We start from the raw sequence: 21,965 nt of genomic DNA, 5'->3' as shown, positions 1-21,965 counted from the left end.
CGTTGCGCCTCCTTGCGCTTGGTTTCGGGGCTCAGGGCTCCGAGGTGATCTCGATCACGGTCGAGTGCTGGGGGAACTGCACCGGTGGGCGGAGCCCGACCGCTGCGAGCTCGCGTCCGGTGAGGACGAGGTCGTGGGTCGCCCATTCCAACGGCGACTGAGACGGGTCGTCTCCGCCGCCGATCGCGCGGACGCGGTAGACCCGCGCACGCTCGAGCCCCGGCACCCGGATCCGGCCGGGAGGGTGCGCCACCGTGGACGCGGTCTGGGTGACGGTGAAGACAGCGGATGCCGCGTCGCCGGCGACGATGCCGCGCACGTCGATCCCCGGCTCCGTGCCGTCGACGTGGATCACGCGGCCCGTCGCGATGAGCGGTCGCAGTCTCTTGGCGAGCCGCACCCACTCCGCGATCGCGTTGCGCGTCGGCTCGTCTGCGGTGGTCAGATCCCACTCGATGCCGAAGTGTCCGAGGAGAGCGACGGCAGCGCTCAGGTCGAGGGAGACCGCGCGAGCGGAGGAGTGGACGATCGGACTCGTCAGGTGCATGCCCATCATCTCGGGTGGCACCACGAGCCCGGTGAAGCGCTGGTTGTCGAGCCGTTCGAGCGGGTCGAGGCTGTCGCTCGTCCAGATCCGATCGGTGCGGCCCAGGATGCCGAGGTCGACGCGGGCGCCTCCGGATGCGCAGCTCTCGATCTCGAGGCCCGGATGGCGGGCTTTGAGTTCGTCGATCAGGCGGTACACGGCCAGCGTGTGGGCATGCACGCGGGCTACCCCCTCGGGTCCGCTCCCGGCATCGACGAGGTCGCGGTTGTGATCCCACTTGAGGTAGGCGATGGGGTACTCGTCGAGAAGCGCGTGGAGTCGCCCCGCGATGTGGTCGAACGCTTCGGGGTGTGAGAGATCGAGGACCTGCTGCTGGCGCGCCGACGGCGGCAGCGCCATTCGGCCGCGAAGGATCCAGTCGGGATGCGCCCGGGCGAGGTCGCTGTCCGGGTTGATCATCTCGGGCTCGACCCACAGGCCGAACTCCATGTCGTGCGCCCGGACGTGGTCCACGAGCGGGTGCAGCCCGCGGGGCCAGACGTCGGGGTCGACGAACCAGTCGCCGAGTCCGGCGGTGTCGTCACGACGCCCCGAGAACCAGCCGTCGTCGAGCACGAATCGCTCCACCCCGACGTGTGCCGCGGCATCCGCCAGGGCGGTCAGCCGCTCGAGGGAGTGGTCGAAGTAGACGGCCTCCCAGGTGTTCAGCGTGACCGGGCGCGGCCGGCGTGGATGCTGCGGTCGACGGCGCCACTCGTCGTGGAAGCGGTGCGACAGCTCGTTCAGACCCTCGCCCCACGAGCCGATCACCCACGGCGAGGCGAGCGACTCACCGGGCGGCAGGATGATCTCGCCCGGACCGAGGAGCTCGCCTCCTGCGAGGAAGGCATCACCCGTCGTGGTGCGCTCGGCGAGTACGCGGTGGTTGCCGCTCCAGGCGACGTGGACCGCGTGGACGCGCCCGGACTCGAACCCGAAGCCGGGACGGCCCGCGGCGAGGAGAAGCGTCGCATCCGCCCCGGGCCGACCGCGGCGGCTCTCGCGCAGATGTGTGCCGAGCGTGAAGGCGCGGCGCTGGGGGGAACGCTCGCGAAGGTGATGGCCGGTCGTGTCGAGGATCTCCGTGGCATCCCATGGGAGAGGGAAAGTCGCAAGGACTCCGCCGACGGTGAAGTCGGTGTCTCCGGTGTTCCGCAGCGTGACGCGCTGGTGGAACAGGCCGCTAGGGCCGACGCGGAGGTCGAGCTGAACGGCGAGTCGCGCCTCGGAGTCGAGGAGGGCGATCGTCGCGCGGTGCTCGTTGGCCTGGACGCCGACCACCTCGAACAGCGCACTGAACCCGGCCCCGTTGCGGTGTCCCTCGAGGCCTGGCGTGCCGAACCAGCCTTGCGCGCCGGTGGGGAGGACGCTGAGCGAGGGCGTGAGGTCGAGCCCTCCGGAGACCCGTTGGCCGCGCGCCGCGCGAGCGATGCCCTTGAGTGTCTCCGGGGTGGAGTCCGTCAGCCATTCACCCCAGTGCACGATCGCCGGCGCGGGACGCGCCGCGAGATCGATGACGACGCTCGTCCCGCCGCGGCTGAGGTGCAGAACATGCGGCTCGCCCGTACGGCCAGCCGCCCGCGAGGCGGTCTCGACGTCGATCGACCGGTCGGAGGAATGCATGAGTTAGTTCTAGCACGGAAGTAATAAGGGGACAAGAGTTGAATAATGTTTGTCCTCGACGCCGTCGAGGGCCCTCCTTCGTGTCATCATGGAACCAATCAGGGAGGGTTCGCGAATGCTGACCGACAGCGAGAGGGCGCTCGCCCGCGCCGTGCTCATCCACGGACCCATCGCGCGAAGCGCGCTCACCTCTCGCCTCGGCCTCTCGCCGGCCAGCCTGACCAGACTCGCCAAGCCGTTTCTCGACAACGGGCTGCTCATCGAACTCGACGACTCGGCCGACGGCTCGGTCGGCCGACCCGTGCGCCCACTCGACGTTGCGCCCGGAATCGGAACGTTCGCCGGGGTGAAGATCACCGGTGAGCACATCCACGCGGTCGTCACCGGGGTCCGCGCGGAGCCGCTGGCACAGGCGTCGGAGCCGCTCGAGAGCCACGAGCCCTCGCGCGTCGCCGCGCAGGTCGCCGCACTCCTCGGCGAGATGACGTCGCAGCCGCTCTCCGGCGTGGGCGTTGCGCTCGGAGGAGCGGTGCGCGGCGGTACGGTCGTGTACGCCCCCTTCCTCGGCTGGGAGGACGTCGCCTTCGGGCCGATTCTCGAAGCCGCGGTCGGTGCGCCGGCGTCCCTGGAGAACGACCTCATCGCCCTCGCCGAGGCCGAGCGCTGGTTCGGCCTGGGCCGCGGCATCCCGGGCTTCGTCGTGATCACCATCGGCGCCGGCGTCGGTTACGCCCTCGTCGTCGGGGGCGAGGTCGTGCGGTCGCCCGATGCAGGGCTCGGTCTCGGCGGCCACATCCCGCTCCGAGACGGCGGGCCGGTGTGCAGCGTGGGACATCACGGCTGCTCCGAGGCGATGCTGAGCTCGGGATCCATCGCGGCGCAGGTCTCGTCCGCACTGCAGCGGCCGGTCGATTACGACGAGGCACTGCAGCTCGCGGCGCAGGGGGTTCCTGCAGCGGCGGCGATCGTGGATGCCTCTGCCGCCGCACTGGGACGGTTCGCGGTGGTGGCGGCCAATCTGACGCTGCAGTCTGCGGTCGTTCTGGCGGGCGAGGGCATCGGACTGTTCCGACTCGCCGAGGGCGCCGTGCGCGTCGGCATCGTCGCCGAACGCGATCCTCGTGCGCAGCCCGTCGAGCTCTACGTCGACGACACGGGCTTCGTCGCCTGGGCCCGGGGCGCAGCTGCCATCGCGATCCAGGCCGCCGTCGACCGCATCCGCCTCGACTGACCACAGACCAGCCACACCGTAAGGAGGCCATGATGGCTGCCGACACCCCGACATCGTCGCACCCGCCGACCGCCGCGTGGTGGACGTCCGCGGTCGTCTACCAGATCTATCCGCGTTCGTTCCAGGATTCGAACGGCGACGGCGTCGGCGATCTGCGCGGGGTTCTGCGGCGCATCGACTACCTCGCGGAACTCGGCGTGGACGTCGTGTGGTTCTCGCCGATGTACCGCAGCCCGCAAGACGACAACGGCTATGACATCAGCGACTACCAGGACGTCGATCCGCTCTTCGGCACCATCGACGACCTCGACGAGGTGGTCGATGCACTCCATGCGCGGGGCATCAAGGTCGTGATGGACCTCGTCGTCAACCACACGAGCGACGAGCATCCGTGGTTCGTCGAGTCCCGTTCGTCGATCGACAGTCCGAAGCGCGACTGGTACTGGTGGCGCCCTGCCAGGGCCGGATTCGCGCCCGGAGAGCCGGGCGCGGAGCCGACCAACTGGGAGTCGTTCTTCTCCGGCTCGACCTGGGAGCTCGATCCTGCGACGGGCGAGTACTTCCTGCACCTCTTCAGCCGGAAGCAGCCCGACCTCAACTGGGAGAACCCTCAGGTGCGCGAGGCGGTGTACGCGATGATGCGGTGGTGGCTGGACCGGGGGATCGACGGCTTCCGCATGGACGTCATCAACCTCATCTCCAAGACCGTGGGTTCCGACGGCGCTCTGCCCGACGGCGCCGTGACCCGCGGGCTGTTCGGCGATGCGGCCCCGTTCACGATGAACGGGCCACGGCTGCACGAGTTCCTCCAGGAGATGCACCGCGAGGTCTTCCACGGGCGCCGGGACGGCCTGCTCCTGGTCGGTGAAACCCCTGGCGCGACGGTCGAGGACGGCGCCCTGCTCACCGATCCGTCGCGCGCCGAGCTCGACATGGTGTTCACCTTCGAGCACATGGGCCTCGACCACGGGCCAGGCGGACGCTTCGACCGGCGTCCGCTCGACCTGCGGGATCTCAAGGCGACGCTCGCGCGGTGGCAGCACGGGCTCGAGGACGCCGGCTGGAACTCGCTCTATTGGGACAATCACGACCAGCCGCGGATCGTCTCGCGATTCGGGGACGCGGACGCGCATCGCCGCGATTCGGCGACCTGCCTCGCGACGCTGCTCCACCTCCACCGCGGCACGCCCTACGTCTACCAGGGCGAGGAGCTGGGCATGACGAACGCCCACTTCACCGCGCTGTCGTCGTACCGCGACATCGAGTCGCTCAACTTCGCGACGTCCGCGCGGGAACTGGGGCTGCTGGACGAGCAGCAGCTCGTCGACGCGCTCGCTTTCGGCAGTCGCGACAACGCCCGCACGCCGATGCAATGGGACGCCACTGCGCACGCAGGGTTCACGACCGGGCAGCCGTGGCTCGAGGTGAACCCGAACCACGACCAGGTCAACGCTGCGGCCGAGCGTGCTGACGAGGCATCCGTCTTCCATCACTACCGACGGCTGATCGCGCTGCGCCACGACGATCCCGTGGTGAGGTACGGCGACTTCCGGATGCTGCTTCCCGACGACCCCGCCGTGTACGCCTTCACCCGTTCCTTCGAAGGGGTGAGCCTCCTCGTCGCCTGCAACGTGTCGGGGGAGGAACGCGAGGTGACTGTCGAAGCGCTCACGGATGACGCCGAACTGGTCCTCGGGAATCTCGCGCGGGTGGCTTCGATCGACGGCCGGCGGCTCACCCTGCGTCCATGGGAAGCCGTGGTGCTTCGTCTCCGCAACGACAGGTGACTCTGGCGGGCGCCGGTCGAGCTCGGACACGGGGCGCTCGATGCCATCGCGGAGAACCTTCGCGAGCTCGAATTGACGTGAGCTTGTCTGTTGCATTCGGTGGTGCGTGTGCACCTGCTCGAGGTATGGCTGGCTCGGAGGTCGACGGTCTGCCGAGTGGACGGGCAGAATCAGCGGTGCTGTGCGGGGCCTGTCTCAGGAGTTGGCTGAGTTCCCGCGGCGGACGCGGCGATCAGCCGGTCCAGAGCGGGAAGGCTCGGCCGTTCCGGGCGGAGACTGAGCCCGAGTGCGTGGCAGACGAAGAGATCGACCGCCTCTTCGACGTCGTCGCCGTCCAGAGCATCCAGAAGCTGTTGATGCGCATCGGCCATGGCATGCCAGTCGGCTACGGCGGTCGGATCGGCAAGCACATGCATCGAGCGAAGGCTGGGCTCGACGATGTCCCACATGCGGGGGAGGTGGGCGTTTCCACTCGCCTCGATCACCAGCCGATGGAACTGGAAGTCAGACTCGCGGAAGTCACCGATGTTGCCGAGGTCGGCCGCGGTGCGCATATGACGAATGAGGTCAAGAAGCTCCCTCCTATAGTCCTCAGACAGCCTGGAGCATGTGATCCGGGCGCCGATGGCCTCGAGCGCGACGCGCGCCACGCGCGCCTGCTCCGCTTCCTGCGACGAGAACTCGGTCACGAAGTTGCCGTGGTGCGGGACGTGTGTGATGAGTCCGTCGTGAGCCAGACGCTTGAGCGCCTCACGCACCGGTGCCTGGCTCACGCGAAAGCTGCGGGCGAGCTTCGATTCCACCACCTGCTCACCTGGATTCAGCTGGCCGTCCTTGATCATCCCCTTCAGCTGCACGTAGATCTGGTCCGAGAGCAGCCCGCGTTCGAGGTGGAGGCCTGCGGCAACGTCACGGGTCATACCGCGACCATACTCGATTATCTACAATCGGTTCTCGATCAGGTATCGTGAACCGATGCGTGGCTCTCGCGGTTTCCCCATGAGTGGCGATGCGATCAGGAATCGTAGTTCCAGAGGAAAGGGGTCGCGATGCGGCGAATCGCCTCCGCAGAGTACGAGCGGATTCATGCTGGCACTTGCCTAGCGCCATGGCGATCGGCTCTTCTCTCACATGGGGTACGCGGGCGACGACCTCGAGGGCGACAGGGCGGCGATGGTCACCGATCCCATCGCGCAGGGGGGGTGGGATGTCTGCAAGCCATCGCAGCTCCCGCTCGACGGCCGCGTCGAGGGCGAGTGGTGGCCGGCGATTCCCGAGGCATCTCATCGTGACCGGCGACATGCACGAGACCCCCGCGATGGAGAAGAGCGGTGGGGGTGCCGGACCACGCCCTCTGGGCAGGGCAGGCCTGGTCGTGGGGCCGCACTCGTTCGGAACTGCAGGACTGGGCAATCTCTACCGCACGGTGACTCCCGCCGAAGCGGCGGGGGCGGTGGACGCCGCCTGGGAGGTGGGCGTCCGCTATTTCGACACGGCGCCGCACTACGGCCTCGGACTCGCCGAGGAGCGGCTCGGCGCGGCGCTCGCCGCGCGGCCGCGCGACGAGTTTGTCATCTCGACGAAGGTCGGCCGCCTGATCGTCGGCACCGGCGAAGACCCGGGCGAGGACGACGACCAGGGTGTCGACGTGCCGAAGGACCGCATCCGCGTCCTGGACTACTCGCGCGACGGCGTGCTCCGATCGATCGAGGACTCGCTCGGCCGGTCCGGGCTCGACCGGATCGACATCGTGCTGGTGCACGATCCCGACGACCACTACCGGGAGGCGATGGACGGAGCCTTCCCCGCGCTCGAAGAGCTCCGTGCCGCCGGGGTCATCCGGTCGTACGGGGCCGGGATGAACCAGTCCGAGATGCTCGCCGACTTCATCCGCAACACCGACCTCGACGTCGTCATGGTCGCCGGCTGTTATTCGCTGCTCGAGCAGCCGGCGCTAGACGATCTGCTCCCCGTCGCGCTCGAGCGCGGTGTCTCGGTCATCGCGGCGGGCGTGTTCAACTCGGGCATCCTCGCCTCCGAACGGGCCACCGCCGCGTCGAACTACCGCTACCAGCCGGCGCCCCCCGAGATCGTTTCACGCGTGAACGCCATCGCGGACGTCTGCGAGGCCCATGGGGTGACGCTGCCGGTCGCGGCTGCGCAGTTCGTGCTGGGGCATCCGGCGATCGCCACCGTCTGCCTCGGCGCCCGTTCGCGCGCGCAGGTCGAGCGCAATGAGTCACTGTTCCACCAGGCGATCCCGGGCGAGCTCTGGGCCGCGTTGAAGAATGAGGGGTATCTGGACCCTTCTGCACCTGTGCCGCAGCAGACCTAGTCGGCGATGGAGTTCCGCGTCGGTGAGAAGCGCCTCCGCGACGACTGGATGTGGGTGAGCATCAGCGCCGAGGCCGCGTTGGCCTGGCCGGACAGGATCGCGTCGGCGATCGCGGCGTGCTCCCGAACGGCGAGGGACCCGGAGCCGGGCTCGTAGTACGCGCTGAACAGCGTGTCGACGAACTCGGAGTCGGGGGAGTCGCGCACCTCTGCCTGACCCGCCTGGTACAGGCGGAAGAGGTGGAAGTGGCAGTGGGTGCGGTTGAAGGCATCCTCGACGAATTCATTGCCCGACATGCGCGCGATGAGCTTGTGGAAGCGCTCGTCGTGCTCCGACATGGCCGCATACCCGGCCGACTCCGGATCGCTCGACCGACGACCGGCCTCGATCTCGGCGGCGAGATCTCTCGCGGCCGCATCGGTGTGATGTGTCGCGGCTTGAGCGGCGCACCACGGCTCTATCAGAGCGCGGATCTGAAAGAGATCGTCGCTCTGCTCGACGGTAAGCAGCTCGATCGCACTGTACCCGCGAAGGGCCTGCTTGACCACGAGGCCCTCGGACTCGAGGCGGGCGAGAGCTTCGCGCACGGGGGTCGGGGAGACGTCGAGCTGCAGGGCGAGCGCGTCGATGTTGATGTGCTCGCTGGGCTGGATCGAGTGATGGAGCAGCATCGATCGGATGGCTTCGTGGGTCTCATCCGACAGGACGGACCGGAACGGTCGACGGACCGAGCCGGGGGGTGCCGCGTAGGTGGGCATAGTCGCATCGGTCCTAGGCTCGGCGCCCACGCGGGTCGCAACCCTCGTGCTTCTGGCGCTCTTCGTGACGTATTCGCGCGTCCCGACGGGAGTGCGAAGCGATCGCTCTCATGCGGGAAGGCGGAGGCCGTTCATGCCACCGTCGACGGCGAGCGCGATGCCGGTCGTGGACGCCTGGTCGGGGCTCGCGAGGTAGGCGACGGCAGAGGCCACTTCGTCGGCGGTGATCAACCGGCCGATGGGCTGTCGGGCGGAGAGTCGCGCCCTCTCGGCAGCCGGGTCGGCGGCCTGGTCGAGGAGGCGGTTCACCCAGGGGGTATCGGCGGTGCCCGGGTTGACGCAGTTGACACGGATGCCTTCGCGGGCATGGTCTGCCGCCATCGCCATGGTCATCGACTGAACGGCGCCCTTGCTCGCGCTGTAGACAGCGCGGTCGGGCAGGCCGACCGTCGCGGCGATCGAGCAGATATTGACGATCGAGGCGTGCCCGCTCTTCCGAAGCAGGGGGAGCGCGGCGCGCGTGACCCGGGCGATGCCCATGACGTTCACATTGAAGACGCGCGCCCAATCATCCTCGATCGCGGTCTCGACGTCGCCGACCGCGCCGATGCCGGCGTTGTTGACCAGGATGTCGATCCGATCGACATGCTCGGAGACATCGCCGAAGGTCTGCGCGACCTCCTCCGCCGATCCGACGTCGCAGTGGATCCACGTGGCGAACGGCTCCAGGCCCCCAGGCACGAGATCCAGACCGATCACGCGCACTCCCTCGAACGCGAGTCGTCGTGCCGTCGCGAGGCCGATGCCGGAGCCGGCGCCGGTCACCACGGCAATCAGGCCATTCATACCCTCGGTCATCGGAGCATCCCTTCTCGCGCGGACGAACGTCCGCACATTTCCCATAGGATACAGGATTAGCGAGTATCGCCAATCGATTGATTCTGATTCTCTCTCTCGGGCTTCTTACAGTTTCGCAGCGATACGCTCTGCGACGGTAAATCGTCTTACCTCCGCCGGATACTGGCAATACTCGTCGAAGAGTGGGGTTGTTATCGATTACCGATTAGCGTATCTTGGCATCCACCCGCAGCGGGACCCGATACTCACGGAGGTTCAAAGTTGATCACTCGCCGCTTCATCATGACCACGGCAGCCTTTACAGCGGCTGCTCTCACCCTCGCCGGCTGCGCCGGTGCGGACAGCACTAACGAACCAGCGTCAGGCGAGGAGGTCGAGATCAGCATGCTCGCCAACATCTCGCTCACCCAGACGGAGGAATTCTGGAACGAGGTCGTCGCCCCGTTCGAAGAGGCCAACAACGTCGACGTCAAGATCGTGGCTCCCGGAGCCGACGGTCTCTCGGCCACGCTGACGCAGCTTCTCGCTTCGGGCGATGTGCCCGACGTCGTCGAGTGGTTGGCTCCGACCGCCGAGCTCGCGCCCGAGCTTGTCGACCTCTCCGAGTACGAGTGGGCTCAGAACGGGCCCCTCGCCGAGCAGAACAAGGTCGACGGCAAGATCTACACGTCCGGCGTCGGTGCGAACTTCCAGTCGACGTTCTTCTACAACAAGGCCGCGTTCGAAGAAGCGGGCATCACCGAGGTCCCCGAGACCATGGATGACCTCGAGGACGCGCTTGCGAAGCTCAAGGACGCCGGGTGGATCCCGCTGCAGACCGGTGGCGAGTGGTTCTCGAACATCCTGTACCAGTACCAGAGTCTCCCCAACGTCCTGGCGGAGTACCCGGACTGGCGCGCCGAGATGACCTCTGGCGATCTCACCTTCAGCGAGACGTTCAAGGAGCCGACGGAGCGCTACGTGAGCTGGCTCGAGAAGGGCTACATCCCCGCCGACTCGGTCGGTGTGAAGTACGCCGACGCCGAGGCCAACTTCCTCGCGGGCAAGGTCGCCATCTACCCGATGGGCAGCTGGTTCGCCGCCGCCGAGATGCAGGCCGCCGAGAAGCCCGAGATCGGCGTCTTCTCCACGCCGGTCGAGAAGGAGGGCGACACCCCGCGCGTGGCCGCCGCACTCGCGAACACCTACCTCGTCATGAAGGCATCCGAGCACCAGGATGCTGCGATCAAGCTCGTCGAGTTCATGACCACCGACGAGGACGCGATCACGGCGCAGCTTGCCGGCGACGGCATCTTCCGCGCAGGCTACGACGACTACGAGATGGACCAGCTCAGCAAGGACATTGTGAAGCTCGTCGAGGAGACGCCCGTCGATGCGTTCGTCTCTCCCGGCGAGGGCGCCGGAGACGACACGGTGCCCGCCGGCTTCACCGCCGAGATGAACACCCAGGTCCAGGCACTCATGACGGGTCAGGCCAATGCCGACCAGTTTCTCGCTGCCATGGACGCCTGGTTCGCCAGCAACCGCTGACACCCGGCGGCCCTCGCGCCGCCAGCGCTCCCGGGGCGACTATACGGTCGCCCCGGGAGCACCCTAGATTGTTTTCGACGAAGGGCCAATGATGTCTACCCCGTCTCGTGCCGTGGTCGTGTGGAGGCGACGCCTCCCCGGGCTGGTCATGGCCTCGCCCGCGGTCATCGTCTTTCTGGCCATGTTCATGGTTCCGATGGTGCTCGCGTTCGTGCTCAGCCTCACCAACTGGAACGGGTTCAGCCTGAGGTTCGAATTCGTCGGCTTCGAGAACTATCTCAATGCGTTCAAGAACCCCCGCGTGTTCAACGCATCGACCTACACCTTCGTCGTCGCACTGATCGGAACGCTGCTCTGCAACGCGGTCGGCTTGGCGCTCGCCACCCTCATCAGCGGATCGGGGCCTCTCAACACTGTCGCGCGGACCGTGTTCTTCTACCCCTACATCATCAGTGCGCTGATCATCGGGTTCCTCTGGTCGGCGCTTCTCGCGCCGCAGGGCGTTGTCAACAACGTCCTCGTCCAGCTGGGTCTCGCGCCGATCCCGTTCCTCTCGGACCCCGAGCTGGCCAAGGCGACGGTGATCTTCACCGTGGTCTGGGCGGCGTTCGGCTTCAACATGATCCTGTACATCGCGGGTCTGAAGTCCATTCCCGCGGAGTACTACGAGGCAGCGATGATGGACGGCGCCCGCAAGTGGATGCAGTTCCGCCACATCACCCTGCCGCTGCTCGCACCGGTGGTGACCGTGAACCTGGTTCTTACCATCGTCGGTCTGCTCAAGGTCTACGACATCGTCCTCGCGCTGACCGATGGTGGCCCGGCCGGCTCGACGCAGACCATCGTCTACCAGATTCTGAAGGAGTCTTTCGCGAACGCGAAGCTCGGATTCGGGTCGGCCCAGTCGGTCATCCTCCTGATCGTCACCGCCGTCATCGCCCTGACCGTGACGCTCGCCCGTCGCGGGGCCGAGAAGAAGGTGTCGGAATGAACATGCGGACCAAGTCCACCGAGTCGCAGACGACCGCAGTCGCCGAAGCCATGACCGTGCCAGCGGCGACCGACGCCGTCGTCACCCCTGCATCCGCGTCAGCCATCGCGAACGCCGTCGAGGCGCCGCGCTCTCCGCGTCGTCGGCGCCGGAGGCCGACCGCGTCGTCGTCCGTCGGTCGCATCACGAAGTGGGCGGTGCTCGTCGTCGTCGCCGTCGTCATGCTGGTGCCGATGTACGTCCTGGTGATCAGCGCGTTCAAGTCTCAGGCGGACATCCTGCTCACGCCGCTGCTCATCTCCCCGGACACCTTCACTCTCGAGCATCTGGCGAAAGCCCTCACGAGCGAAAAGTTCAATGTCGTCCGTGCGTACGGAATCACCCTGCTGTTCGTGGTGCTCGTCAACGTCTTCTGCATCCTGCTGGCGGCACCGGCCTCTTACGTCATCGCGCGCGGTCGCAGCAAATGGCATCTGGTGCTTCTGCTGGTGTTCGTCTCGGGCATGTTCATCCCCGGCCAGGTCACTCTCATCCCTGTCGTGTTCGTGCTCCGGGTGCTCGGCCTCATCGGAACGATCCCGGGGTTCGTTCTGTTCGAGACAGCATTGACGCTGCCCATCACGATCTTCCTGTTCGTCGCATACCTGCGTACCGTCCCCCGCGACATCGACGAGGCTGCCGCCCTGGATGGTGCGGGCAAGATCCGCGCGTTCTGGTCGTGCATCTTCCCCATCATGAAGCCGGCCGTCGCGACGATCGTGGTGCTCAACTCGATCGCGGTATGGAACGACTTCGTGAATCCGCAGGTCGTACTCGGAACCAGTTCGGGCATCTACACGGTCACAACGGGCGTCTACGCGGCGGTGGGGCGATACACCACCGACTACACCCTCGTCTTCCCGACGCTGCTGCTGGCGATCGCCCCTGCGTTCATCTTCTTCATCTTCATGCAGCGCAAGATCGTCGGCGGGCTCGTCGCCGGCGCCACGAAAGGCTGAGTCGTATGACGCCAGCGAACCCGTCGCCCGGTCCCACGCCCGCGCCCGCGGTCATCCGCGCCACTGCGCCCGCAGGAATGCCCCCGACGTGGGCGGTTCTCGAGCGACACCTCTTCGACCTGCTCGACGTCTCCTGGCGCCGCTTCTCGGAGCGCTATTGCGATCCCGACGGAAGCCTCCGGTACGAGGGAACACTGGTCACCCGGGATGGCGTGGACGACTTCTACGAGGCCTTCTTCAACTGGCCGGCCCTGTACTTGCTGGGTGGCGAATCCGACCTGCTCGACGCGTGCAAGCGGCATTGGAACGGGGTCACCGCACAGCTCACGAGGATGGGCTTTCTCACCGACGAGTACGAGAACGGATACGACTGGTTCCACCAGGGCGAGTCGCTGCTCTTCTTCTATGCGATCTGCGCGGCGGATCCGTCAGACGAGGCGTTCCGCGCGCGAGCGAAGAGATTCGCCGACCTCTACCTGCCTGGTGCAGCGACCGGGAACTTCGATGCCGAGCGCAGCATGATTCGCGCGCCGCACAACGGTGCGCGCGGCCCGTTGCCGGGACTGGGGGAGGACCTCAACACCTACGGCACAGATCTCTGGTTCATGGAACCGTACGGCCTGCCCGTCGTCGGGCTGCCCGGGATCGAGAAGTGGCGGGATCTGGAGGATCCGCAGAAGGCTGCGCTCATGGGTCAAGAGATGCAGCGCCGCCTAGGGGCGGGCGACACCGCCATAAACCTCTGTGCGACCAGCTTGATGGCGAACGCCTGGCTCTACGACAACGAATCCGATTACAGCTCGTGGATCACGGCGTACGCCGACGCGTGGAAGAAGCGGGCCGAAGACCTGGGCGGGAGGATGCCGGACAACGTCGGCCCGTCGGGCGAGGTCGGCGAGCTGCAAGACGGACGCTGGTACGGCGGGCACTACGGCTGGGTCTGGCCGCACGGCGTCTATAGCGTCGGTGCGGCAGCGCTCATCGCAGCCATGAACGCGCGCTTGGTCGGAGCAGACGATTCGATCCTCGAGCTCGCCAGGATTCCTCTGCAGCAGATCCAGCAGGAGAAGCGACGCGGCGTCGTCGCTGAAGAACGCGGCACCATGTTTCGCGAGTGGACTGCTCGACTGGGTGAGGACGCTCAGAACCAGGTGATGCTGGTGCCCTATCGACACGCGCTCGACGGCTGGTTCGACTATCACCCGATGCAGACCGCGTTTCCGGTGTGGCTCTGGTGGACATCGATGGATGCCGCTGACCACGCCCGGCTCGAGACGCTTCGGAGCGAGGCGGGATACGACTGGTCGGTCGTGCACGAGTTCCGCGATAAGGAAGAAGCAGGTCATGAGGCGCCGTGGTATGCCTATCTGCGCGGTGAGAACGAGGACTACCCCGAGCTGGCGCTGCGGATGGCCATCGCCCAGGCCTCACGACGCCTGGCGCTCATGGCGGAAGACGATTCGACGCCCGACCAGATCGACATCCATTGGTGGCAGCGGATCAACCCCGTCGTCACCGAGGTGCTGACTCAACTCACGACCGGCGCCCCCCAGACGCTCTACAACGGTGGTCTGCAGTACGCCCGAGTCCGCTACGCGGATGCTGAGGCGGGCCGCCCCGGCCTGCCGCCGCATGTCTCGGCGCTGGTGGACCGGATCGACGGCAATGGCCTCGGTATCACGCTGGTCAACCTCAGTCCGACCGAAGAGCGCACTGTCCTGATCAGCGGCGGCGCATTCGGTGAAGACCGGTTCGACACGGTCGTGTACACGGTGCTGGCCAGCGAGTTTCCTGGCAGCTCCCTGTCGTACTTCTCCGATCACGTCGACGACGCGGTTGCGTCGTTGGCGGTGGACGCGGGTCGATTCCTCGTGGAGCTGCCACCGCTCACCACGATCCGCCTCGACTGCCAGATGACTCTGCGCGCGTACATCCCACGCCATCAGCGGTTCGACACTGCTGACCGCGCGAGCTGACCCCCCTCGAAAGGAACTGAACATGACCAACACCGCCACCGCGACGAAGCCGCCTGTGCAACTCCCCATCCGTGGAGAGGCCTGGTCGCGCCCGGACGCGGATCAGATGGAGGCCATGCAGGAGATCGGTTCGGCCACGGCCTGCGCGAAGCTCCACCAACTCGGCATTCGTCGGTCGTTCATCGAGGGTCCGGTGTCGCTTCAGCCTGGCCAGAAGGTCGTCGGCTCCGCCCTGACGCTCCAGTTCATGCCCCAGCGGGAGGATCTCGCATCCGGCGTCTCTCAGGAGTACGTCGAGCGGAACACCGCCCTGTGGGCGGTGATGGAGACGGTGCAGCCCGGCGACGTCCTCGTCATCCAGGCGTACGGCAGCCAGTTCTCCGGATGCATCGGCGACATCCTCGCCCGCTACTTCCAGCGCAAGGGCGGCGCCGGCATCGTCGTCGACGGCCGGATCCGGGATGCCGGCCGGATCCGCGAGCTCGGGATTCCCGTCTGGAGCACCGGGACGACGCCGCACTACGCCTCGCAGTCGGAACTCTTTCCGTGGGCGTACGACGTGCCTGTCGCCGTCGGCGGCGCGCTCTGCCTGCCGGGCGACTTCGTCGTCGCCGACGACGACGGCCCGGTGATCGTGCCTCAGGGGCTCGCGTCGGAGTTGTGCGCGGCCACGAAGGATCATCAGGACTGGGAGGTCTTCAGCCGCACGCGGCTCGACCAGGGTGCGAGGCTGAGCGACTACTACCCGCTCACTCCCGACACTCGGGCGGAGTATGAGGCCTGGCTCGCGGCAGGCTCGCCCCGCTGAGCTGTCTGGTTGAACGGGATGCCTGAGTCCTCCGCAGGTCTCGTCGATGCCCACATCCACCTTTGGGACACAGGGGTTTTCGACTTGCCCTGGCTCGCTGCGGTTCCTCAACTCGCGACGAGATACACCGCGGCCGAACTCGCCCAGGAATGGGCCGGCGTCCCGGTGCGTGGCGCTGTCGCCGTCCAGGCGGGCGACTCGGCCGCCGAGGCGACGTGGTTGCTTTCGAGCGTCGCTGACGCTTCAACGCTGGCACAGGCGCAGATCGAAGTGGTTCTGCAGTATGCACCGTCGCGCAATCGGCTGCCCGGACCGTGGGAGCCTCTCGTCTTCAGTGAGGGCCGGTATCCAAAGGGGGTGCGTCTTCCGCTGTACGAGCACCCCGCGGACTGGTGGGCGCTCCGCGGCGTGGAGGAGCTCGTCGGCTATCTCGAAGACCACGGGTTGATCCTCGAACTGCTGCTGCGCCCGGATCAGCTCCGTTCGGTCGGCGAGATCGCGACCAAGCACCCTCGACTCACCATCGTCCTCTGTCATCTCGGGCTGGGGGAGGGCGATCCCACTCAGGAGTGGCGAGCCGACGTCGCGCGGCTCGCGACCCGCAAGAACGTCGCCGCGAAGGTCTCCGGTCTCATCACCAGCCGGCCACCAGAGCCCGAGGACCACCGTCGTGCACGCCGTGCCGCAGGATGGGCGCTCGAGCGATGGGGACCGGAGCGCCTCATGTTCGGAAGCGACTGGCCGGTGTCGACCCGCGCCGGCAGGTATACCGATGTGCTCGAGTGGACGATGCGGGCGGTTGGCGCCGCCTCCCCGGGCGAGATCCAGTCGCTGTCGGAGTCGACCGCTGTATCCGTGTACAACCTCGCTGCCCCGGGGAGCCATCAGCAAACGATTAGCGGTAAGTGATCACGTTAGACTCGACAGATGACCGACTCAGTGACCCACGGACTCCAACTGGATCGAGCGCTGCTGTCTGAGCAGATCTATACGCACATCAAGCAGATGATCAAAGACGGCACCCTGGCACCCGGGGATCAGGTCGTGGAGTACAAGATGGCTCGTGAGCTGGGCGTGAGCCAAGCCCCTGTTCGCGAAGCGCTGAAGCGGCTCGTGCATGACGGCATCGTCACCCACGTTCCGCGCAACGGCAACTTCGTGTCCCGATTCTCGACGCAGGAGGCAGAGGATGCGAGAGTCGCTCGCGTCGCTCTCGAAGAGATGGCGGCCAGGCTGACCTGCGGCCGGTTGAGCGAACAGGAGGGCGTCGAACTCAGCGACCTGATCAATGGGATGCGGCTGGCTGCCGATCGTCGTGATCTGGAGGCTTTCCGTGAGCACGACTTCGCGTTCCACCGTGCGGTGGTGCAGGCGAGCCGCAACACCTACCTGCCACGGATGTGGGACATCGTCGAACCCAGTCTGCGCTCCTTCGACATCCTCTCCGACCCTGCGTTCAAGGGGGACTGGCATGTTGCGGCCGAATGGCATCAAGACCTTCTCGACGCGTTGATGACGTCCAGTCCCGCGGAGGCGGCGGCGCTGTTCGCGCGGCACGCTGCCAGGTTGGCCGGCAGCGAGGGCGACGACCTCGAGTCTGTTCTGCGCGGGGAGCTTCCCGCCGCCGACGCATAATCCATACCGGAGGAGCCGCACGTGGAAGTGACAGTCCAGCGAGCCCGGCTCCGCCCGGGTGCCGGGCCTCGATACAGCCAGGTCCATTCGCGCATTCCGGCCGAGATCGAGGCAGCGTTGCGCGCGAGTGGAGTGATGCGCTGGCAGATCTGGCGCGACGGTGATTCCCTCTTCCACCTCATCGAAACGATCGACGGCTTCGACACGACGTTGGAGAGAATGCGGCTACTCGGCCCGATCGACCCAGAATGGGACGAACTGATCGACTCGCTGGTCGACTCCGCCGATGAATCGTTCGCCACGCTGGATCCCGTGTGGGCGATGACTCCCGAGGGGCAGTTCGGCGGGGAGGATGCACGGGTCGTGGCCGGCTCCACCGGGGCGTAGAGCCGCACGCCCCCTCTCTCTTCCGCAGTGTCGGTCGCGTGTTGTTCCTCGCCCGCGTTGCAGGTCGGGCCCCTCGTGCGCGGTGATCTCGCCCGCCGCTCTGGAAACTCCTGCATCATCGATTGGCGATTGACAATAGCCGATTGTGCAGGCATAGTCGACGATCAGGCAGTTGCGCTTCCTGTCATGCAAAGTGCGGATACGCGAGCGCAGATCCAAAGACATGAGCACGGCCATCAATGGTGAAGGGCGGATTCGCAGTGAGGCGAGCATTCCGATCGGACCAGCGAGGAGTGGTGCCCCTCGCGGCGCTGACGATCTCGGCAGCGGCTATCAGCGATGAGGCTGAGAACGGACGACGTGACGTGATGATGAACAATTCGCTGGGAAGAGTGACTTCGCTGCTGCTGGGCCTCGCGTTGGTCGTCGCCACGCTGGCCCTCACACCGACATCGGCCAGCGCTGCAGGCGCCGACTATTACGTGAGCGCGACGAGCGGATCGGACACGAACGCGGGAAGTTCGACGAGCGCGCCGTTCAAGACCATTCAGAGAGCCGCCAATGTCGCTGTGTCGGGCGACACGGTCCACATCATGGCCGGCACATATCGCGAGAAGGTGACACCCGCCAACAGTGGCACGGCCAGTGACCCGATCACCTTCAAGAAGTACAACGACGATGAGGTGATCATCAGCGGACTGGAGGTCGTCCCCTCGACCGGCTGGCAATTGGACGCGGGCAACGTCTACAAGCACACCGTGCCAGACTCCGACCCTGAGATGGGACTCGAGAACGCACAGGTGTTCGTGGGCGGTGTAGAGATGACTTTGGGGCGGTGGCCCAACACGGGAAGGGCAGCCTGGTCAGCAGCGCCGAACGTGGATTTCATGACGACCGAGGGAGACACCTGGATCGAAGGAGCCACAACCGGGGCAGAGATACCCGGTGGCGACGATGCATGGACGGGCGGGATCGTCACTGCGCTCGCCCGGTCGGGGTGGGGCTTCTACCCGTGGAAGATCACCGACTACACGCAGAGCAACCACCGAATCACACTCAACGGTGCCGGCCTCGACGGAAATGAGTATGGATGGCAACTGCCCACGGACATGTACCCGGATGACAAGGAGTTCGTTCTCATGGGCGCGCGTGTCGCCGTGGATGTCGAGAACGAGTTCTACGTGGATTACGCCAACGACACGCTGTACTTGTATGCGCCAGGCGGGGGCAGCCCTGGGTCGAACGTCGAGATCAAGACCCGCAAGTGGGGGTTCGACCTGGGCAACGCCAACTACATCCACATCGAAGGAGTGAAACTCCGTGGAGCGGGGATTCGAGCCTGGGATTCGCACGACTCCGTGATCGATCGCGTCGAGCTGGACTACCCCGCGGTGTCGCGCCTGCACTACACGGAGGACGTTGATCTAGAAGGCTTCGCATACAGCGGGTGGCGGATGTCGACGGACAGCGGCGTTCTGCTGGGTGGTGCCAGAGGAAAGAACCACTTCGGTCATTCCAACACGCTCAAGAACAGCACGGTCAAGAACGCCACCACAACGGCTGCCGTCACCCTGGGCGGAACGGGACACAATGTCGTGAATAACGAGATCACGGACTCCGCCATGGGGATCTGGGCGAACGGTAGCGATTTCCTCATCAGCTACAACACCATCGCCAGAATGCAGATGAATGCCCTTCATGGGTACTACCACGACACGATCGTCGAGCACAACGACATCTCGAGTATGCTTCAGGACGGCCAGACCGACGATGGTGCAACGCACCCGTACGCCATGGACATGGGAAATTCCGTCTGGCGATACAACAGGATTCACGATTTCTCTGCCCTTGCCGCGCTCTATGCCGACAATGCGACGATGAATCTCGGGATTCATAGAAACGTCGTCTACGACATCAACGGTCCCTGGGGGGCCATGGTGAATGGGCGCTCGGAGAACGTGGCGATGTACCACAACACCTTTGTGAATCCTGGCCAGGCAGGATTCAACTTCTGGGATCTGCCGGGCTACAACGTTTTCGGCGCCAACAACATCGCGGCGCGGTCCACGTTCCAGACCACAATGGTCGGCAGCACCAAGAGCCATAACCTGGAGAACACCGATCCGCTCTTCGTCAACGAAGGGGGCCATGATCTGCGCCTGCAGAGCACGTCGCCGGCGATCGATGCAGGAATGGTCCTTCCCGGCATTTCCGATGGTTACACCGGGTCGGCGCCCGACGCCGGCGCCTACGAAAAGGACGGCGCCGGCTGGACGGCAGGACACGACTTTGACAACCCGCCCGCAATGACATCCTCCACCGGAGTGTGGCCGCGGATGAATCACGTCAAGAACAGCAGTTTCGATGCGAGGGTCTGGGGCGGCGCGATCGCAAATCTGACGTGGCACGACGGGTGGAACATCAGCGACAGCACCGTTGCCGTGCACCAGGCGTATGGCGAGAGCTGGGACGAGTACACGAAGAACACGCGGTCGTCGGCTGTCCTGCAGCAGGGGGACTGGATCACGCAGACCATCACCGGGCTCTCACCGAACACCACCTACACCGCCGGCGCGTACCTCAGAATGGACACAGCAGGCGTCGGCTCGGCCACCATGACGGTCGAGAATTTCGGCGGCTCGGCGGTCACCCCGGTCTCGGGAAACGCTGACGCAATGCAGCACCGTACGCTCGAGTTCACGACGGGACCGAGCAGCACAACCGCAACCATCAAGATCTCCAAGGACGCCACGACAGCGAACGCGGCCTATGTCGCGAACGTGTCCCTGACCGAGAACCTGCAGGTAGCCGGCCTCATCGGGCATTGGAAGCTCGACGAGAGCAGCGGAACGGTCGCGGCCGATTCATCCGGCAACTCCGCGAACGGGACGGTGAGCGGGACGACGAGCTGGGTTGCGGGCAAGTCCGGGAATGCGCTGAGCCTGGGCAGTGCGACCAGCCACGCGGACATCGGCTCCCATGACCTCGGCAACGCCGCCGGCGTGACCTTGAGCATGTGGGTCAAGACGACCTCCACCTCGACGAACTCCTATCTGTTCGGCGGCTGGGACGGTCCGGGCGTGCAGTTCACCTACAACACCGGGGGAGCCGGTGGCGGCAAAGTGAATCTGTACCATTCGTCGTTCGGAAGGATCAACTCCACAACGAGCGTCAATGACGGCAGCTGGCACATGGTGACGTGGCGGTATGTGAAGGGCGACACCTTCAAGATCTACGTCGACGGCGCCGAAGAAGCCACCGCGAATGTCGGAACCATCAACTGGGACGACTGGTACTGGATCATCGGTGCGCAAGGATCCTCGAAGACGGAGGGATTCAACGGCTCGATTGACGATGTGCGTCTGTACAACACCGCGCTGGCGCCATCAGCGATTCAGCAGCTGTACTACGCCCCGGAGAACCTTGCGCAAGGCAAGACGGCGACGCAGTCATCCACGTACGGCAGCGCCGGTGCGTCGAGGGCAGTGGACGGCATCACCGATGGCGACTACTTCGCCGGCTCGGTCACCTCCACCGGGCTTGAGGCCAACGCATCGTGGCAGGTGGATCTGGGGCAAGCCCGGGCTATCGGCGACATCCAGGTCTGGAACCGCACCGATCTTGTCCCGGAACGTCTCTCCGACTATTGGGTGTTCGTATCCTCGGTTCCGTTCACCCCCGGCCTGACCGCGGCGCAGCGCGTCACCGAGGGAGTCGCCACCGGATTCCACCAGACCACCCAGGCAGGGTCTCCCACCACGATCCCTGCTGACGTCACGGGACGGTATGTGATGGTCCAACTCGCGGGCACCAACTACCTCAGCCTCGCCGAGGTGAAGGTGCTCGCACCGGTGACGAACTTCGCACAAGGAAAGACCGCGACGCAGTCGTCGACGTACACAACCGCCGCCGCCTCCAAGGCGGTCGACGGAATCACCAACGGAAACTACTTCGCGGGGTCCGTCACCTCGACGCAGCAGGAGGCCCACGCGTCGTGGCAGGTGGACCTGGGGCAGACTCGAGCCATCGGTGACATCAGAATCTGGAACCGCACCGACGCGGCCCCAGAGCGCCTCTCCGACTACTGGGTATTCGTGTCGCCTGTTCCCTTCACCTCCGGCCTCACGCCAGCGCAGCGCGTTACCGAGGGGGTGGCCACCGGCTTCCACCAGACCGCGCAGGCAGGATCTCCCACGATGATCCCCGCTGATGTCAGCGGTCGGTACGTGATGGTCCAGCTCTCCGGCACCAACTACCTCCACCTCGCCGAGGTGAAGGTGCTGCCCGACCTGGACTGACCGACAAGGGGCGCCGGCGCGGAGGCCTGCGCCGGCGCCCCGAGCTCGGCGTCAGCCGGGTCTCCCCAGCACGGCGCCGGCGCGGCAGCGGTGGCCCCAATTCGAATCGCCCTGCCGTACGTCCGAGACCGTCCGGCCCGTGTCTTGTGCGCTCGGGACGACTG

The 21,965-nt window shown here is 66.0% G+C and carries 16 protein-coding genes; 12 read left to right on the top strand and 4 right to left on the bottom strand.

The features are described from left to right. Positions 1-31: 31 nt before the first annotated feature. Positions 32-2,209 carry an alpha-galactosidase gene (locus EER34_RS02595; RefSeq protein ID WP_127473009.1) on the bottom strand — a complete coding sequence of 726 codons (2,178 nt, stop codon included), beginning with the start codon at positions 2,207-2,209 and terminating at the stop codon, positions 32-34. 115 nt (positions 2,210-2,324) lie between these two features. On the opposite strand from EER34_RS02595, the gene EER34_RS02590 reads away from it, so the two are divergent. Both EER34_RS02590 and EER34_RS02585 read left to right on the top strand, forming a co-directional pair. Further along, positions 2,325-3,440, top strand: a complete 1,116-nt coding sequence (locus EER34_RS02590) for an ROK family transcriptional regulator (RefSeq protein ID WP_127473008.1) — start codon at positions 2,325-2,327, stop codon at positions 3,438-3,440. 29 nt (positions 3,441-3,469) lie between these two features. Then, the gene (locus EER34_RS02585; RefSeq protein WP_205791327.1) at positions 3,470-5,227 is read left to right on the top strand and encodes a glycoside hydrolase family 13 protein; all 1,758 of its coding nucleotides are present in this window, start codon (positions 3,470-3,472) and stop codon (positions 5,225-5,227) included. Positions 5,228-5,397: 170 nt separating this feature from the next. Here the strand turns inward: EER34_RS02585 and EER34_RS02580 are convergent, their stop codons facing one another. Further along, positions 5,398-6,147: a GntR family transcriptional regulator gene (locus tag EER34_RS02580; RefSeq protein WP_127473006.1), complete on the bottom strand. Its 750-nt coding sequence runs from the start codon at positions 6,145-6,147 to the stop codon at positions 5,398-5,400. A 368-nt stretch (positions 6,148-6,515) separates the two neighbouring features. Between EER34_RS02580 and EER34_RS02575 the strand changes: the two genes are divergently transcribed. Further along, on the top strand, positions 6,516-7,562 hold the full coding sequence (locus EER34_RS02575) for an aldo/keto reductase (RefSeq protein ID WP_240642086.1): 1,047 nt from the start codon (positions 6,516-6,518) through the stop codon (positions 7,560-7,562). Here the strand turns inward: EER34_RS02575 and EER34_RS02570 are convergent. Beyond that, a complete protein-coding gene (locus EER34_RS02570) occupies positions 7,559-8,320 on the bottom strand; it encodes a GntR family transcriptional regulator (RefSeq protein ID WP_127473005.1) in 762 nt (253 codons plus the stop codon). The two genes, EER34_RS02575 and EER34_RS02570, sit on opposite strands and share 4 nt — an antisense overlap. Before the next feature lie 108 nt (positions 8,321-8,428). Beyond that, positions 8,429-9,166, bottom strand: coding sequence for an SDR family NAD(P)-dependent oxidoreductase (locus EER34_RS02565; protein WP_240642085.1), 738 nt, complete (start codon positions 9,164-9,166; stop codon positions 8,429-8,431). A gap of 396 nt (positions 9,167-9,562) precedes the next feature. Here EER34_RS02565 and EER34_RS02560 point away from each other — a divergent pair, with 396 nt between their 5' ends. The 9 genes from EER34_RS02560 to EER34_RS02520 all read left to right on the top strand — a co-directional run bounded on the left by EER34_RS02560 (position 9,563) and on the right by EER34_RS02520 (position 21,801). After that, positions 9,563-10,708, top strand: a complete 1,146-nt coding sequence (locus EER34_RS02560; RefSeq protein ID WP_240642084.1) for an ABC transporter substrate-binding protein — start codon at positions 9,563-9,565, stop codon at positions 10,706-10,708. Positions 10,709-10,799: 91 nt separating this feature from the next. Then, the gene (locus tag EER34_RS02555) at positions 10,800-11,699 is read left to right on the top strand and encodes a carbohydrate ABC transporter permease (protein ID WP_240642083.1); all 900 of its coding nucleotides are present in this window, start codon (positions 10,800-10,802) and stop codon (positions 11,697-11,699) included. After that, entirely contained in the window at positions 11,696-12,697 is a 1,002-nt protein-coding gene (locus tag EER34_RS02550; protein ID WP_240642082.1) for a carbohydrate ABC transporter permease, read from the top strand. Before EER34_RS02555 ends, EER34_RS02550 begins: the two co-directional genes overlap by 4 nt. 5 nt (positions 12,698-12,702) lie before the next feature. Next, positions 12,703-14,673 (top strand): DUF8034 domain-containing protein, encoded by a 1,971-nt coding sequence (locus EER34_RS02545; protein ID WP_127473001.1) that lies wholly within the window; start codon positions 12,703-12,705, stop codon positions 14,671-14,673. A 22-nt stretch (positions 14,674-14,695) separates the two neighbouring features. Further along, on the top strand, positions 14,696-15,481 hold the full coding sequence (locus EER34_RS02540) for an RraA family protein (RefSeq protein WP_127473000.1): 786 nt from the start codon (positions 14,696-14,698) through the stop codon (positions 15,479-15,481). A gap of 18 nt (positions 15,482-15,499) precedes the next feature. Beyond that, complete coding sequence (locus EER34_RS02535) at positions 15,500-16,390, top strand: amidohydrolase family protein (protein WP_127472999.1); 891 nt, start codon at positions 15,500-15,502, stop codon at positions 16,388-16,390. A gap of 18 nt (positions 16,391-16,408) precedes the next feature. Continuing rightward, positions 16,409-17,116, top strand: coding sequence for a GntR family transcriptional regulator (locus EER34_RS02530; protein WP_127472998.1), 708 nt, complete (start codon positions 16,409-16,411; stop codon positions 17,114-17,116). Between the two features lie 21 nt (positions 17,117-17,137). After that, on the top strand, positions 17,138-17,503 hold the full coding sequence (locus EER34_RS02525) for an L-rhamnose mutarotase (RefSeq protein ID WP_127472997.1): 366 nt from the start codon (positions 17,138-17,140) through the stop codon (positions 17,501-17,503). 293 nt (positions 17,504-17,796) lie between these two features. Next, positions 17,797-21,801, top strand: a complete 4,005-nt coding sequence (locus EER34_RS02520; RefSeq protein WP_164743424.1) for a galactose-binding domain-containing protein — start codon at positions 17,797-17,799, stop codon at positions 21,799-21,801. The last annotated feature ends 164 nt before the right edge of the window (positions 21,802-21,965 follow it).

The organism is Microbacterium sulfonylureivorans (genome assembly GCF_003999995.1).
GTDB classification, from domain to species: Bacteria; Actinomycetota; Actinomycetes; order Actinomycetales; family Microbacteriaceae; genus Microbacterium; species Microbacterium sulfonylureivorans.
The sequence above is the reverse complement of the archived record's forward strand: the minus strand, read 5'-3'. Positions and strand labels throughout refer to the sequence as shown.